The sequence below is a fragment of the Stenotrophomonas sp. IS26 genome (assembly GCF_054188265.1).
Window position 1 is genome coordinate 17,840 of sequence record NZ_JBSZJV010000021.1, and the last position, 15,005, is coordinate 32,844.

At 68.3% G+C, this 15,005-nt stretch carries 16 protein-coding genes; 9 read left to right on the forward strand and 7 right to left on the reverse strand.

Annotated elements, in window-relative coordinates; genetic code table 11:
* Positions 1-7 precede the first annotated feature (7 nt).
* Entirely contained in the window at positions 8-619 is a 612-nt protein-coding gene (locus ACW6W5_RS15255) for a hypothetical protein (protein ID WP_152154094.1), read from the reverse strand.
* A 78-nt stretch (positions 620-697) separates the two neighbouring features.
* On the opposite strand from ACW6W5_RS15255, the gene ACW6W5_RS15260 reads away from it, so the two are divergent.
* The 8 genes from ACW6W5_RS15260 to ACW6W5_RS15295 all read left to right on the forward strand — a co-directional run bounded on the left by ACW6W5_RS15260 (position 698) and on the right by ACW6W5_RS15295 (position 6,444).
* A complete protein-coding gene (locus tag ACW6W5_RS15260) occupies positions 698-1,201 on the forward strand; it encodes a CYTH domain-containing protein (protein WP_152154096.1) in 504 nt (167 codons plus the stop codon).
* Between the two features lie 45 nt (positions 1,202-1,246).
* Entirely contained in the window at positions 1,247-1,939 is a 693-nt protein-coding gene (locus ACW6W5_RS15265; RefSeq protein WP_152154098.1) for a DsbA family oxidoreductase, read from the forward strand.
* 67 nt (positions 1,940-2,006) lie between these two features.
* Complete coding sequence (gene nagZ, locus ACW6W5_RS15270) at positions 2,007-3,014, forward strand: beta-N-acetylhexosaminidase (RefSeq protein WP_152154100.1); 1,008 nt, start codon at positions 2,007-2,009, stop codon at positions 3,012-3,014.
* Positions 3,014-3,568, forward strand: a complete 555-nt coding sequence (locus tag ACW6W5_RS15275; protein ID WP_152154102.1) for a hypoxanthine-guanine phosphoribosyltransferase — start codon at positions 3,014-3,016, stop codon at positions 3,566-3,568. Before nagZ ends, ACW6W5_RS15275 begins: the two co-directional genes overlap by 1 nt.
* Positions 3,568-4,314 carry an S-methyl-5'-thioinosine phosphorylase gene (locus ACW6W5_RS15280; protein ID WP_152154104.1) on the forward strand — a complete coding sequence of 249 codons (747 nt, stop codon included), beginning with the start codon at positions 3,568-3,570 and terminating at the stop codon, positions 4,312-4,314. The genes ACW6W5_RS15275 and ACW6W5_RS15280 overlap by 1 nt, the downstream gene beginning before the upstream one ends.
* A gap of 88 nt (positions 4,315-4,402) precedes the next feature.
* A complete protein-coding gene (gene cspE, locus ACW6W5_RS15285) occupies positions 4,403-4,609 on the forward strand; it encodes a transcription antiterminator/RNA stability regulator CspE (RefSeq protein WP_019183439.1) in 207 nt (68 codons plus the stop codon).
* Positions 4,610-4,674: 65 nt separating this feature from the next.
* A complete protein-coding gene (locus ACW6W5_RS15290) occupies positions 4,675-5,922 on the forward strand; it encodes an FAD-dependent oxidoreductase (protein WP_152154106.1) in 1,248 nt (415 codons plus the stop codon).
* Positions 5,923-6,039: 117 nt separating this feature from the next.
* Positions 6,040-6,444: a hypothetical protein gene (locus ACW6W5_RS15295; RefSeq protein WP_226956701.1), complete on the forward strand. Its 405-nt coding sequence runs from the start codon at positions 6,040-6,042 to the stop codon at positions 6,442-6,444.
* Between the two features lie 45 nt (positions 6,445-6,489).
* On the opposite strand, the gene pdeM is transcribed toward ACW6W5_RS15295, so the two are convergent.
* The 4 genes from pdeM to ACW6W5_RS15315 are packed head-to-tail and all read right to left on the reverse strand — an operon-like array spanning position 6,490 to position 12,194.
* Positions 6,490-7,134: a ligase-associated DNA damage response endonuclease PdeM gene (gene pdeM, locus ACW6W5_RS15300; protein WP_121038718.1), complete on the reverse strand. Its 645-nt coding sequence runs from the start codon at positions 7,132-7,134 to the stop codon at positions 6,490-6,492.
* On the reverse strand, positions 7,124-9,571 hold the full coding sequence (locus ACW6W5_RS15305) for a ligase-associated DNA damage response DEXH box helicase (RefSeq protein ID WP_152154112.1): 2,448 nt from the start codon (positions 9,569-9,571) through the stop codon (positions 7,124-7,126). The genes pdeM and ACW6W5_RS15305 overlap by 11 nt, the downstream gene beginning before the upstream one ends.
* 14 nt (positions 9,572-9,585) lie before the next feature.
* Positions 9,586-11,190 (reverse strand): ATP-dependent DNA ligase, encoded by a 1,605-nt coding sequence (locus ACW6W5_RS15310; protein WP_121038712.1) that lies wholly within the window; start codon positions 11,188-11,190, stop codon positions 9,586-9,588.
* Positions 11,187-12,194, reverse strand: a complete 1,008-nt coding sequence (locus ACW6W5_RS15315) for a ligase-associated DNA damage response exonuclease (RefSeq protein ID WP_121038709.1) — start codon at positions 12,192-12,194, stop codon at positions 11,187-11,189. Before ACW6W5_RS15315 ends, ACW6W5_RS15310 begins: the two co-directional genes overlap by 4 nt.
* A 109-nt stretch (positions 12,195-12,303) precedes the next feature.
* Here ACW6W5_RS15315 and ACW6W5_RS15320 point away from each other — a divergent pair, with 109 nt between their 5' ends.
* Complete coding sequence (locus ACW6W5_RS15320) at positions 12,304-13,935, forward strand: isovaleryl-CoA dehydrogenase (RefSeq protein ID WP_152154108.1); 1,632 nt, start codon at positions 12,304-12,306, stop codon at positions 13,933-13,935.
* A gap of 74 nt (positions 13,936-14,009) precedes the next feature.
* On the opposite strand, the gene ACW6W5_RS15325 is transcribed toward ACW6W5_RS15320, so the two are convergent.
* Both ACW6W5_RS15325 and ACW6W5_RS15330 read right to left on the reverse strand, forming a co-directional pair.
* Entirely contained in the window at positions 14,010-14,414 is a 405-nt protein-coding gene (locus tag ACW6W5_RS15325) for a hypothetical protein (RefSeq protein ID WP_152154110.1), read from the reverse strand.
* A 151-nt stretch (positions 14,415-14,565) separates the two neighbouring features.
* A complete protein-coding gene (locus ACW6W5_RS15330; protein ID WP_088434503.1) occupies positions 14,566-14,907 on the reverse strand; it encodes a hypothetical protein in 342 nt (113 codons plus the stop codon).
* Positions 14,908-15,005 lie beyond the last annotated feature (98 nt).

Here is a 15,005-nt window from a genome sequence, read left to right on the forward strand (position 1 = left end):
TCCGACCTCAGCGGCGGTCATCCGGCGCGGCGTTCTGCCACTGGCCTTGTGCATCGAACACATAGGTCTGCGGGTCGGTGCCGCGCTCGGTGTCGTCCCCCGCGGTGACATCGCAGCGGATCTCGGGCGACTGCGTGCTGCGCAGTTCGCAGTCGTCGACCGCAAGAATCTGCAGGCGCTGCTGGAAGGCACGCAATGCGTCGCGGGCGGCGGCATCGTCGATGGACGCGGCACGATGATCGAGCTGTTCGATGAGCAGTTCGCGGACCCGCTCGCGCGGGGGGACCGGCGCATCGACATCGGCCCGCTGCATCGCCCAGCCCATGCCCTGCGGAACGAAGCGCAGCATCCGGTAGCGGTTCTTGAGCCCGATCTCCATGCCGATCAGGCACTCGTAGGCGCCGGTGACCGTCGTGCTGGCAAAGCACGGGCCATGCTCGAACCCGCGCGGGGTGAACATCGATTGCAGCAGCAGATCCTGCGCGGAGGCCGCCGGCTTCTTCTCGGCCTCGATCATGGCCATGATCGCTGCGTCGATCTGCGCAGGCGTGGGCGGCGTCGCGGCGACCCCGGGCAGTGGCAGCAGCGTCAGCAACAGGGTAGGGAAGAGCGGCTTCATCGGGCGTCCTTGCAGGGCAGCCGGCCAGTATAGGAGCAGGCCGTGGCCGCATGATCGTGATCGCCGCATACTGTGCGCATGGGCATTGAAATCGAACGTAAATACCGCGTCACCGGCGAGGGCTGGCGCACGGCCGCGCACGCGGTGATCCCGATGGCGCAGGGCTATCTCAACGACACCGCCGCACTGGACAGCGGCGCACAGAAAGCTTCGGTGCGCGTGCGGATCCAGGGCGAGCAGGCCTTCCTCAACATGAAGTCACGCGAGATCGGGCACACCCGGCAGGAGTTCGATTACCCGATCCCGGTGGACGATGCACGCGCGCTGCTGGCGCTGTGTGTCGGCGGGCTGATCGACAAGCGTCGGCATCTGGTCGAGCACCAGGGGCTGCTCTGGGAAGTGGACGAGTTCCTCGGCGAGAACGCCGGGCTGGTGGTGGCCGAAGTCGAGCTCGAGCATGCCGATCAGGCGATCACGCTGCCCGACTGGGCCGGCGCTGAAGTCACCGACGAGGTCCGTTATTACAATCTGGCGCTGGCCGCGCATCCGTTTTCACGCTGGTCCAGCGCGGAACGCGGCTGACCGCCAGACCTTGTAAACGCCCCGCAGCACCCACAATCTGGCGAGATGAAAATCGATATCTGGTCGGATGTGGTGTGCCCCTGGTGTTGGATCGGCAAGCACCGGTTCCAGCAGGGCCTGGCGCTGTTGGGTGATGACGCCCCCGAGGTGGAGGTGCACTGGCACCCCTTCCTGCTGGATCCCGACGCCGGCACAACCCCGGTACCGCTGCGCGAGGCATATGCGGCCAAGTTCGGCAGTGCCGAGCGCACCGAGCAGATCCTGACCCAGACCCAGACCGCGGCGCGCGCCGAAGGCCTGCCGATGGATTTCGACCAGGGCCAGGTCCGGGTCACCACGCTGCCGGCGCACCGCCTGATGTGGCTGGCCGGGCGTGAAGGTGTCCAGGCGGCGGTCGGCGAGGCGCTGTTCCGCGCGCATTTTGCGCAGGGCCGCAACCTGGCCGAGCCGCAGACCCTGATCGATGCCGGCGCTGCCGGTGGCCTCAGCGCCGAACGGATCACCACACTGCTGGCCGGCGACGAAGGGCTGGCGGAGATCCAGGCCCAACTGGCGCAGGCGCAGCGGTTTGGCATTCAGTCGGTGCCCACCTTTGTGATCGACGATACGTACGCCATCCAGGGGGCCCAGCCGCCGGAGGCTTTCGCCCAGGCGCTGCGCCAGATCGCGGCGGAAACCCCACCGGCAGGGGCTGCCGGGCAGGGCGCTGGCTGCGGCCCGGACGGCTGCGAGGTCTGACGCTGCGCGCGGGTTCTGCGACAATGCGGCAGTGCGCCATGGTGGCGCCCCGTATTGGAGACCCCCCATGCTCGTGATCGGCGTTGCCGGGACCGAACTCACCGCCCAGGAACGCGAGTGGCTGCAGCACGACGCCGTGGCCGGCGTGATCCTGTTCAAGCGCAATTTCGCCTCGCGCGAGCAGGTGGCCGAGTTGTCGGCGGCCATCCGCGCCGCTGCGCCGCGCCCGCAGCTGATCTGCGTGGACCAGGAAGGCGGGCGCGTGCAGCGCTTCCGTGACGGTTACAGCGCGCTGCCGCCGCTGCAGGGTTTCGATGCCCTGTACGCCACCGATCCAGAGGCTGCGCTGGCATTGGCCGAACAGCATGCCTGGCTGATGGCCAGCGAAGTGCGCGCCAGCGGCGTGAATCTCAGCTTCGCCCCGGTGGTCGATCTGGGCCGTGGCAACCTGGCCATCGGCGATCGCGCGTTCAGCGCGGACCCGCAGGTCGTGGCTGCATTCACCGCCGCCTATGTGCGCGGCATGCACAGCGTCGGCATGGCGGCTACGCTCAAGCATTTCCCCGGGCACGGCACCGTGCTGGAAGACACCCATTTCCACGATGCCAGCGACCCGCGTTCGCTCGATGAACTGCGTGCGTTGGACCTGATCCCGTTCGCGGCCGGCATCACTGCCGGCGCCGATGCGGTGATGATGGCCCACGTGGTCTACCCGCAGGTCGCGCCGGAACCGGCCGGCTACTCGCCGCGCTGGATCCAGCAGATCCTGCGCGAGGAGATGGGCTTCCGTGGCGTGGTCTTCTCCGATGATATCGGCATGGCCGCCTCGTTCTCCGCCGGTGGCGTGAAGGCGCGCGTGGACGCGCATCTGGATGCCGGCTGCGACGTGGTGCTGGTCTGCCACCCCGAACTGGTGGAAGAATCACTGCGCGCGGTCGAAGGCCGCACCCTCAACACCGCTGCGCTGCTCGGCCTGATCGGTCGCGGCGCGCTGGGCTGGGACGGCCTGTTGGCCGATTCCCGCCATGGCACCACCCAATCCCGTTTGCTTGACACCCTTGGAAGAACCGTCTGATGCCCAACCTCTCCATTTCCCAGGCCCTGGCCCAGGCCGACCTGCTGGTCGACCGTCCCACCATCGACAAGGCCATCGCTGGCATCGCCGACGCCATCGCGCGCGATTACAAGGGCGAGGTCCCGCTGTTCCTGTCGATCATGCACGGCGCACTGCCGTTCGCCGGCCAGCTTGCGCTGGAACTGGGCGCACGCGGCCAGGACGTGCAGTTCGATTACCTGCACGCCACCCGCTACCGCGGTGAAACCACCGGCGGCGATCTGGTCTGGAAGCACAAGCCGGCCACCGCGCTGTTCGGGCGCCGCGTGCTGTTGGTCGATGACATCCTCGATGAGGGCTACACGCTGCAGGGCGTACGCACCTGGTGCCTGGAGCAGGGTGCCACCGATGTGCGCATCGCCGCGCTGACGGTCAAGCTGCACGACCGCGCGCTGCCGGACGTCAAGGCCGACTACGCCGGCATCGACCTGCCGGACCGCTATGTGTTCGGGTTCGGCATGGACGTCAACGAGACGCTGCGCTGCGTGCCGGCCATCTACGCGATGAAGGAATGATGGAACACATTTCTCTTGCCGTCATCGGCGGCACCGGCGTCTACACGCTGGCCCAGCTCGATGACGTGAGCAGCCACCAGGTCGAGACCCGGTACGGCACGCCGTCCGGTCCGATCCGCGTCGGCACGCTGCTGGGCCAGCGCGTGGCCTTCCTGGCGCGCCACGGTGAAGGCCACTCGCTGCCGCCGCACAAGATCAACTACCGCGCCAACCTCGCCGCGCTCCAGCAGATCGGTGCGCAGCGCGTGCTCGCGCTCAATACGGTTGGCGGCATCACCGAACAGTTCGGCCCGCGCGTGCTGGCTTGCCCGGACCAGTTGATCGATTACACCTGGGGCCGCATCTCCACCCTGTGCGAAGAGCCGGGTACCGAGGTGCTGCACGTGGACTTCGGCCATCCGTACACCCCGATGCTGCGCAGCAAGGTGCTGGCCGCGGCGAAAGTGACCGGCGTGCGCCTGCAGGACGGTGGCTGCTACGGCGCCACCCAGGGCCCGCGGCTGGAAACCAATGCGGAAATCGCGCGCATGCGCCGCGATGGCTGCGATCTGGTCGGCATGACCGGCATGCCCGAAGCGAGCCTGGCCCGCGAGCTCGGCCTGGACTATGCCTGCCTGGCCATTGTGGCCAACTGGGCCGCCGGCTGTGGCGATGGCGATGAAATCACGATGGCTGAAGTGCTGGCCAATGTGGAGGCTGCCTCCTCCGGTCTGCCCGAATTGATCGGTGAATTGGCACGGGGGTGATTGTCATTACCGTACAAGGTTTGCATACTCCGCCAGTGCGCTGGTTGAGCGTACACCACCCATTCATAGAAGAAGGTCTCGCATTACCATGCCGAACGGTACCGTCAAGTGGTTCAACGACGCCAAGGGATTTGGCTTTATCTCGCCGGAGGACGGCAGCGCCGACGTCTTCGCGCACTTCTCCGCGATCAACTCCAAGGGCTTCCGCAGTCTGCAGGAAGGCCAGAAGGTCACCTATGACGTGACCCAGGGCCCGAAGGGCGCCCAAGCCTCGAACATCGTGCCGGCTGAGTGATTCTTTCAGCTGCGCATTGAAAACCCCGCTTCGGCGGGGTTTTTTTTTCATCAGTGAGTACGCGCATGTCTCCACCTCGCACCATCGCCATCGTCGGCTACGGCACCGCCGGGCAGGCGTTGTCGATCCTGCTTTCACGCGATCATCACGATGTGCACGTGTTCGAGCGTGCCGCAACCCCGGGACCCGTCGGTGCAGGCTTCCTGCTCCAGCCCAGCGGTCTGGACGTGCTCTGGCAGATGGGGCTGCTGCCCGCGGTGCTCCGTCACGGCGCTGCCGTGCGCCGCCTGTACGGCGAGACGCCGTGCGGACGCGCGGTGATGGATATGCGGTACGTCCATCTGGATGCCGCACTGCACGGCGTGGGCATGCAGCGCGGCGCGTTGTTCTCGCTGCTGGCAGCTGCGTGGGAACAGCCGGGCAACCTGCAGGCCGGTACCGCCATCGTCGAGGTGGCCACCGCGCAGGGGCGCGTGCGTGATGCGGACGGGTGCTGGCACGGGCCGTACGATCTGGTGATTGCTGCCGATGGTGCCGCCTCCTCGCTGCGCGCGCAGGTGCAGGGCACCACGCTGGACCGCGAATACCCGTGGGGCGCGCTGTGGTGCCTGCTGCCGCGCGGCGACTGGCCGCACGTGGATGAACTGCGGCAACGCTATGTGGCCGCGCGCAAGATGATCGGGCTGCTGCCGGTTGGGACCCGGCCGGGCAACGATGCGCCGCAGCTGAGTTTCTTCTGGAGCCTGCCGCGTGACCGCTTCGCACAGTGGGAGCGTGACGGCATGGCCCGCTGGCTCGACGAGATCGCCACGCTGTGGCCGCAGGCGCACGAGCGCCTCGCCGGCGTGACCGAACCGGGTCAACTGGCCCGCGCCGGGTACCGCGACGCCGTGCTCTCGCGCTGGCATCGCGGGCGGCTGGTGCTGGTCGGCGATGCGGCGCACGCGATGAGTCCACAGCTGGGGCAGGGCGTGAACATGGCGCTGATGGACGCGCTGGCGTTGCGCGACGCACTGCGCGCGCACGCCGATGCCGAGGTCGCGCTGCGCGCCTACCAGGTGCAGCGGCGCGCCCACGTGGTGACCTACCAGTACTGGAGTCGATGGCTGACGCCCTTGTTCCAGTCCGAACGCGATGGACTGGCGCGCGCACGCGATGTGCTGTTCCAACCCATGGGCCGCGTGCCGGGTGGGCGCGGGCATATGCTCCGCGTGCTCAGCGGAACCCAACGTGGCTGGCTGGGCAGACTGCCGTTGTCGCCCGCGTTCGTGCAGGCGATGCATGCCGCGCGAGCGACGGATGGCATCCGCTGATACCCCTGTGTATTGGTGCGCGCACGCCGATGTGAAGGCGTGAATAACATTCATTGACGGTGGACTCACCGCTGGCATGGGACAACACCCTGGCAAACGCAGCGCTCGCGCTTGTCCATGCGCGCCCTGCTGACACCGCCCATGCGCGTCCGATTCCTGATCGCTTGGAGGCCCGCGACGACGGGGTGGTACGGTGATGCTGCGTTTGCGACCTACGGTCCGGTGGACCGATCGCAACCCAAGGAGATTGAAATGCTGTTCTCGGCCGAAACTCTGGAAAGTGAAATCCGCAAACTGCGCGGACTACTGCAGATGCTGCATGAGGATCAGCCGGACGTGATGGAAGACGTGTTCGAGTTCCATGTGACCAGCCTCATTACGCACGCCGCGCCGGAGCACCATCCGCGCATCCGTGCCGCCGCCCATGACATGCTGACCGCGATCCAGCGGCAACCCGTACGGCCCAATCCGAATGCACCGGATATCCGGTTGATGCCGGACCTGTTGGCCTCGGCTGCCTGATCCAGGCAAGGTAGCTGGGGCCACTGACGTCGCGCGCTGCCCGAATCAGCGCGCCGGCAACGCGATGGCCTGGTCTTCGACACAGGCCACCAGCTGCTCGCCGGCACCGAGCACCGGTGCGATGCCGGCGGTGAATCCGGAAAACGCCGGCAGGATCGTCATTCCCTCGCGCATCCAGAACGACGGCCACCGCCGCTGCATGCCGGGCAGGCGCGCCAGCGGGTGCAGATGGCCGCACAGCACATGCAGGCCCGGCTGGCGCTGCGGTGCATGGCGCAGCAGGAAGGGCCCCTCCTGCACACGCTCGCCGAGCAGTTCGATGCCCAGGTCGGCCTTGGGCAACACCCGGTCGTGATTGCCTTCCAGCGCGCCGATCCACAGGTGAGGATGCTGCTCGCGCCATCCCTGCCACTGCCGGTACCACGCCGCGCGATGCGCCGCGCCATGCAGCACATCCCCGAGAATCCACAGATGGCGCACGTCGTGGTGCTGCACCATCGCGCCCAGCCGCTGCAGGTCATCGGACGTACCGCCGCTGGGCAGGCCGATGCCCGACCGCCGGAACAGGTCCGCTTTGCCCAGATGCAGGTCAGCGATCAACAGCGCGTTGCGCGCCGGCCAATGCAGCGCACGCGCGCCGAGCAGGTGGACGGCTTCGCCGGCGAGGGTGATCGGCAGTTCAGGTGCCATGGCGCTTCTCCAGTTGCTGTGCAGCGCGCAGGACGCGGGTCTTCCAGTCTTCGTTGCTGAGTTGGCCGCGCAGCCGCTCGGCCCAGAGGGGGAAGGACAGTGGGCCCAGGCTGGCCGGATGCTGCAGGCTCAGCGTCCGCGCCTGGCAGAGGGTGAGGGCGCGGGCCAGACGCTCAATATCGAGTTGATCGTGCAGCACTTCGTGTTCGGCCAGCGTCAGCAGGATGTGATCCGGATCATGTTGGCGCAGGACGTCGAACAGCAATCCGCTGGAGGCCTGCAGCTGACGCAGGCTGCGCGGTGTCCGCCCCGGCAGCGCGGGTACCAGCATGCCGGAGACGCGCGCGATGTCGCGGAACTGGCGTCGGGCAAGCTCGCCCAGATTGAGGCTCTCGCGCAGATCCGCAAGCAGTCCCTGTGGTTCCAGCAACGCGCGCACGCGTGCCGCATCGATCTCAACCGCACGTGCCGGGGCGAGTACGAAACCGTAATCGTTGGCCGCATAGCCGAACGTATTGGTCTGCAGGCGCGTCCAGCGCATCGCCATCAACGCGGCCAGCCCTTCATTGACCTGACGGCCGGCGAAGGGATATACGAACACGAACTGGCCTTCGCGCCGGCGGACATGCTCCACCAGCAGCAGCTCAGGCCCAGGCAGGGCCGACAGGCGCATCTGCAGCGCCAACAGCGGCGCCAGCCACTGCATCTCCGGGCTCTCGGGCGGGTGGGCCAGCACTGTTTCCATTTCATGCCCTAGCGCGTCCGACAGCGGCAACCGGCCGCCCTGCCAACGCGGCACCACCCCATCGCCGCCGCGTGCCACGCGCACGTAGGCGGTCAGGTTCTCCAGCCGCACCAGTTCCAGCAGGCGGCCGGCGAACTGGAAGCGATCACCGGGCCGCAGCCGGCTGAGGAACTGTTCTTCCACCGCACCCAGCCGGCCGCCGCGCAGGAACTGCACCATGACACTGCCATCGCTGGTGATGGTGCCGATCGACAACCGGTGCCGCAGCGCGACGCGACGGTCGTGCACGCGGTAAATGCCATCGTCATCGCGCACGACCTTGTGGAAATCCGGATACTGCGACAGCGCGCGGCCGCCCTGCACGATGAACTCCAGCACGCCCTCCCAGTGCGCGCGATCCAGACCGGCGAACGCGTGCGTGCGCCGCACCTGCTCGAACAGCACGTCCGGATCGAAGCCGCCGCCGAGTGCGAAGCTCACCGCATGCTGCGCCAACACATCCAGCGACAAGCGCAGCGGCCGGCGCGCTTCGATGTGGCCGTGGGCCAGCGCGCGCCGCGCAGCCGCGTATTCCACCAGCTCCAGCGCGTGCGAGGGGACGCACACGATGTGCCCGGATTCGCCGGGGCGATGCCTGGCGCGCCCCGCGCGCTGCAGCAACCGTGCGATACCCTTGGGGCTGCCGATCTGCAGCACCTGGTCGACACTGGGGAAATCCACACCCAGATCCAGGCTGGAAGTGGCGACCACGCAGCGCAGCCGGCCCTCGCGCAGGCCTTCTTCGGCCGCGCGGCGCAACGCCGGGTCGAGCGAGCCGTGATGCAGGGCGAGTGTGGCCGGGTCTTCCGGCCACACCGCCGACAGCGCCTGATGCCAGAGCTCGGCGTGCGCACGGGTGTTGGTGAACAGCAGGCTGGTACGCACCGTCAGCAGTTTTTCGAGCACGCGCTGCAACTGCGACAGACCCAGGTGGCCTGCCCACGGGAAGCGCTCGCCCTGCGCGGGCAGCAGCGTCTCCACACTGACCGGGCGCGGCCGCGCGCCGGCCACCAGCGGGGCATCGGGCACATCGGGCAACAGCACCTCGCGCGCTTCGTCCAGATTGCCCAGCGTCGCTGACAGTCCCCACACCTGCAGCGCGGGCAGGGCATCGCGCAGGCGGCGCAGATTCAACTGCAGCAGCACGCCGCGCTTGTTGCCGAGCAGTTCGTGCCACTCGTCCACCACCACGCAGCGCAGGTGCTGCAGGCGCGCCATCGTGTCGGGATAGCTCAGCAGCAGCGCCAATGATTCGGGCGTGGTCACCAGCACATCCAGCCGCCCTTCACGCGCCAGGCGCTTGTCGCGCGCGCTGGCATCGCCGGTACGCAGGCCCACCTGCCAGTCCAACCCGAGGGCATCCAGTGGCTCACGCAGCGCGCGCGCGGTGTCGGCGGCCAGTGCGCGCAGCGGGGTGATCCACAGCACCTGCAGGACGGGTACGGGGGTCTTCGCGCGGCCGCGGGTGGTTCGGGGGGGCGGGTTGTTGAGGGCCTGCAGCAACGGGCCACCGAACATGGCCAGCGTCTTGCCGCTGCCGGTCGGTGTGTGCAGCAGGCCGGACGCGCCGGCCAGGTAATGCCGCCACATCGCTTTCTGGAAGGGCAGTGGCGCCCAGCCCCGGCTGGCGAACCACGCCGTCAGCCGGGCCATGGCCTCGCGTCGGGTCACCGCGCCAGTGCCTGCAGCTGGGCCAGGGTGTCGGCCTCGCTGGCGGGTTTGTCATGCCGCCAGCGCAGGATGCGCGGGAAGCGTACGGCGATGCCGGACTTGTGCCGCTTGCTGCGGTTCACCGCTTCGAAGCCGAGCTCGAACACCTGCTCGCCACGCACGCTGCGTACCGGCCCGAAGCGCTCGATCGTGTTCGCGCGGATCCAGCGGTCCAGCGCCAGGATTTCCTTGTCGTCCAGGCCCGAGTACGCCTTGGCCACCGGCACCAGCGTTTCGCCGTCCCACACCCCGAAGGTGTAATCGGTGTAGAGCGTGCTGCGCCGGCCGTGGCCGGACTGCGCGTAGATCATCACCGCATCGATGGTCAGCGGGGCGATCTTCCATTTCCACCAGTCGCCGCGTCGGCGCCCGGCCTGGTAGACCGAGTCGCCGCGTTTGAGCATCAGCCCTTCCACGCCACGCTCGCGGGCCAGATCGCGCTGCGCGGCCGCCGCGCTCCAATCCGCCACGCGGACCGCCGGCGACAGCATCAGGCGCGGGTCCGCCAGCGTGGCGAGCACCTCGGCCAAGCGCGCACGCCGTTGCGAGAGCGGCAAGGCGCGCAGGTCGTCACCGTCCAGTTCGAGCAGATCGTAGGCCAGCACGCGCACCGGCGTATCGCGCAGCGTCTTGGGGCCAGGTTTGAGGCGCTGGATGCGCGTCTGCAGCGCGGTGAAGGGCAGCGGTAGATCATCGCCGTCGGCCCAGGCCAGCAGTTCGCCATCGATCACGCAGCCATCGGGCAGCGCCATCGCCGCCGCTTCAATCTCCGGGAAGCGCCCATCCAGACGTTCTTCGCCGCGCGACCACAGCGCGACCTCGCCCTGGCGGCGCAGCACCTGCAGGCGGATGCCATCCCATTTCCATTCCAGCAGCCAGTCCTCGATCGGCCCGAGCGTGTCGACCTCCGCCTCCAGCGGTGAGGCCAGGAAGAACGGGTAGGGCTGCTGGCGATCTTCCGGCCGCTCTTCCGGTGACAGCAGCGCCGCCAGCAGCCCGGGTGTGGGCACCCAGCTGCCGAGCATGCGCTGGGCGATGCGCGCGATATCAAGGCCCGACCATTCGGCCAGTGCCTGCTGCACCAGCCGCTGCGATACCCCCACGCGCAGCGCGCCGGTCAGCAGCTTGTTGAACACCAGCCGCTCGTCGAAGGCAAGGTGTTGCCAGGCCTGCGTGACCGCGGCGTGGCGCACCGGCTCGGGTTGATTGGCGACCGGCAGCAGCTTCTGCTCGATCCAGTCGGCGAGCGCGATATCCGCCCCGGCCTGCACCGGGTCGTCCATCAGCAGGGTGAGGGTCTCGGCCAGATCGCCGACCTGGTCATAGCTGTCGTCCACCAGCCACGCCGGTGTGTCGGACATCTCGGCGACCCACGCGCGCAGTTCGGCGTTGCCGGCGATCTTCTGCCGCGCACTGGTGACCTTGCCGCCGGCCAGCAGGAACAGGGCCCATGCCGCGTCGTGCGGTGGCGCCTGCTGGAAGTAGCGCACCAGCGCGGCGCGCTTGTCGCCGGTCGCGGTGCTGCGGTCGAGTTCGCTGTAAAGCGCGGCGAAGCGTTTCATTCTTCGTCCCCGTAGCCGGTGGCGAACGCTTCGGCGGCGACACCCCGCTCGCGCAGGAACCGGATCAGCGCATCGGTATTGCCGTGGGTGGCGATCACGCGTCGCGCGCCGGTTTCGGCGATGGTGCGCAGCAGGTCGGGCCAGTCGGCGTGATCGGAGACCACAAAGCCGCGATCGTAGTTGCGCCGGCGGCGGTTGCCACGCACCCGCATCCAGCCGGAGGCGAAGCCCAGCTGCGCACGCTTGAAGCGGCGCATCCACGCGCTTCCGGCGGCCGAGGGCGGGGCAAGAATCAGCTTGCCGGCGAACTCGGCACCGCGCGCCTGCTCGCTGACCGGTTCGGTGGCCAGCATCGCAATGCCGGCCTCGCGGTAGACCGCCACGCCGGTGGCGATCGCGCCATGCAGCAACGCAGGCTGGTCATCCAGTGGCAGCAGTTCGGCCAGGATCCGCTGCGCCTTGCCGAGCGCGTAGCAGAGCAGTACGGCCGCCTCGCCACGTGCTTCGCATTCGCGCCGCCAGGCCACGATGTCGGCGGCGACCTGCGCGGTGTCCGGCCAGCGGTAGACCGGCAGGCCGAAGGTCGCTTCGGTGATGAAGGTGTCGCAGGGCACCACCTCGAACGGGTCGCAGCTCGGATCGGGCTGGCGCTTGTAGTCGCCCGAGGCCACCCATACCCGTCCCGCGTGCGCGATCCGCACCTGGGCCGAGCCCAGCACATGCCCGGCCGAATGCAGCGAGACCTCGGTGTCGCCCAAGGGGAAGCGCTCGCCGTACGCGTGCGCGGTGCAGTCCACATCGCCCAGGCGCCAGCGCAGGATCGGCAGGGTCTGCGTGGTGCAGTGGTAATGGCCCATGCCGTTGCGCGCGTGATCGCCATGGCCGTGCGTGATCACCGCACGCGGCACCGGCCGCCACGGGTCGATGTGGAAATCACCGGCCGGGCAGTACAGCCCCTCGGGCCGGAGCACCACCAGGTCTTCGTTGTCGGCATCGGTGTTCATGTCTGCACTGTGCCGCCGCGCTCGTGCAGGAGGTGAGAATCCGCATGAACGGCGGCCTGCAGGGGGATGCGGCAGAATCGGTGCATCTGTCTGCAAGGAGGTCGCCGTGATGACGTCTGCATTGCCCGCGTTCGAAACGCATCAGGTGAGCAACCAGCCGCCACCGTTCGGAGGGCGCAATCTGTGGGCCGACGATGTCGCGCTGGCCGAGGCAGTACAGCGCGAAGGCGGCGCCGCGTTCGCGGGCCAGTTGGCGCGCTATGGCGGTCTCGCCGGCGATGAGCTCTATCGGATCGGCTTCGATGCCAATCGCGATCGCCCGCGTCTGCGCACCCACGATGCACAGGGCCATCGCATCGATACCGTCGAGTTCCATCCGGCATACCACCAGCTGATGACGGCGGCGAAAACGCATGGCGTGGCCGGGCTGTCCTGGCACGATGGTCGCCCCGGTGCGCACGTGGCACGCGCGGCGTTGAGCTATCTGCATCACCAGGCCGAGGCGGGTACCAGTTGTCCGCTGACGATGACCCACGCTGCGGTCGCCGTGTTGCGCCAGGATCCGTCGCTCGCCGCCTGGGCGGACAAGGCGGCAGCGCCTCACTACGACCCGCGTGACGTACCGATTGCCGACAAGGCCGGGATCACCCTGGGTATGGGCATGACCGAGAAACAGGGCGGCTCGGACGTACGCAGCAACACCACGCGGGCCGAGCCCCAGGCCGATGGCAGCTATGCGTTGGTGGGCCATAAGTGGTTCTTCTCCGCGCCGATGTCCGATGGCTTCCTGGTGCTGGCGCAGGCGCCGGGCGGCCTGAGCTGTTTCCTCATGCCGCGGCGCCTGGCCGATGGCCACCGCAACGCGTTCCGTCTGATGCGCTTGAAAGACAAGCTTGGCGACTGGTCCAACGCCTCCAGCGAGGTGGAGCTGTGCGGGGCCTGGGCGCAGCGGGTGGGCGAGGAAGGGCGCGGGGTGGCGACCATCATCGGCATGGTCATGATGACGCGGCTGGACTGCATGCTCGGTGCCGCCGCCGAGATGCGCATGGCCCTGGCGCAGGCGCTGCATCACACCCGGCATCGCAGCAGCTTCGGCAAGCAGCTGAGCGAGCACCCGCTGATGGCCAACGTACTGGCGGATCTGGCGATCGAATCCGAAGCGGCCACGGTGTTTGCCCTGCGCGTGGCGCGGGCGGTGGATCAGGCCGGGACGGACCCGCAGCAGGCGGCATTCGCGCGCATCACGACGGCGGTGGGCAAGTACTGGGTGTGCAAGCGCGCGGCCGTGTTCGTCAATGAAGCGCAGGAGTGCCTCGGCGGTGCCGGCTATGTGGAGGAGTCGATGCTGCCGCGGCTGTATCGTCAAGCGCCGTTGAATTCGATCTGGGAAGGCAGCGGCAACATCCAGTGCCTGGATGTGCTGCGTGCGCTGTCGCGCGAACCACAGGTGCTGCAGGCGCTGGACGCCGAGCTGGATGCGGTGGCCGGTGTGGATGCGATCTATGACGCGGCACTGCGGGCGTTACGCATGCAGCGCGCGGCAACGCCACAGGAAGCTCAGGCCCGCCGTATCACCGAACGCCTGGCGCTGGTCTTGCAGGCCGCGGTCCTGCTGGGCGCGCAGAGCCCGAACGCATCGGCCTTCGTCCGCTCGCGGCTGGGTGCCGAGCATGGGATGGCCTTCGGGACGTTGCCGGCCGACGTGGATTTCGCGGCCGTGCTGAGCCGCGCTCTGCCGTGAACGCGCCCCAATGAAAACGCCCCCTCCGGAGAGGGGGCGTTGGTCACACCCGAAGACGGCGTGAGGGAGCCGATTCAGCGCTTGGCTTCGTTGGCGTTCTTCTTGGCGTCGTCGGCAACGTCGCGTGCCTTGTCGGCGACTTTCTGCGCGGCGTCGGCGGTTGAATCGCTGGCATGGGCGGCCGCATCCTTGGCGGCAACCTTGGCTTCGCCAGCGGCCTCGGAGGTCGCTGCGGCTGCGCGGTCGAGCGCCTGCTGGGTGTCGGCGGCGGCGCGCTCGGAGGCGGCAGCGGCATCGTCGGCGGCAGTGCGGGTGGCGGCAGCGGCCTTGTCCACGGCTTCGCGCGCGGCGGCATTGGTGCTGTCGGCAGCCTGGGCGGCATCACGGCGGGCCTGTTCGGCCTCCGGGCCCTTGCACGCGGCCAGGCCGAGCAGCAGGGAAGCAGCCAGCAGGGAGGTGGTCAGCGGACGGATCTTCATGTGGCGCTCCAGAACGGCGATGGATGGGAGGCCAGCCTATTCATGCGTCTGTGAAGAACCGGTGCGTGGCAGGATCTGCACAACCCGCGCCCAAAGAAAAAGCCGCTGGCGAACCAGCGGCTTCTTCAGACGTGCTTGAAGAAAGAAGTTATTACTTCTTGGCTTCTTCAGCAGCGTCCTTGGCCTTCTCGGCGGTGCCTTCGGCAGCCTTGGCAGCGTCAGCAGCCTGGTCGGCAGCAGCGTCGGTGGCAGCGCCGGCAGCCTGGGCAGCGGCATCAGCCGAAGCGTCAGCAGCGGTGGTGGCGGTGTCAGCAGCAGCCTGGGCAGCGTCAGCAGCCGGGGCGCCAGCAGCAGCGGCCTGGTCAGCAGCGGCCTGGGCGTCAGCGGCAGCTTCGTTGGCCGAAGCGGCGGCGTCAGCAGCCTGCTCCTGCTTCGAGCAGGCGGTCAGAGCCAGGCCCAGGGCCATCGCGATCAGCAGCTTGTTGATGCTCATTGTTGTGAATCCTCGTCGTTAGATTAGGCAACGCGCTATTGCGCGCCCGGCAACATGATGACAAGCCACGATTGGCTGTCAAGCGATCGCGCATTCAG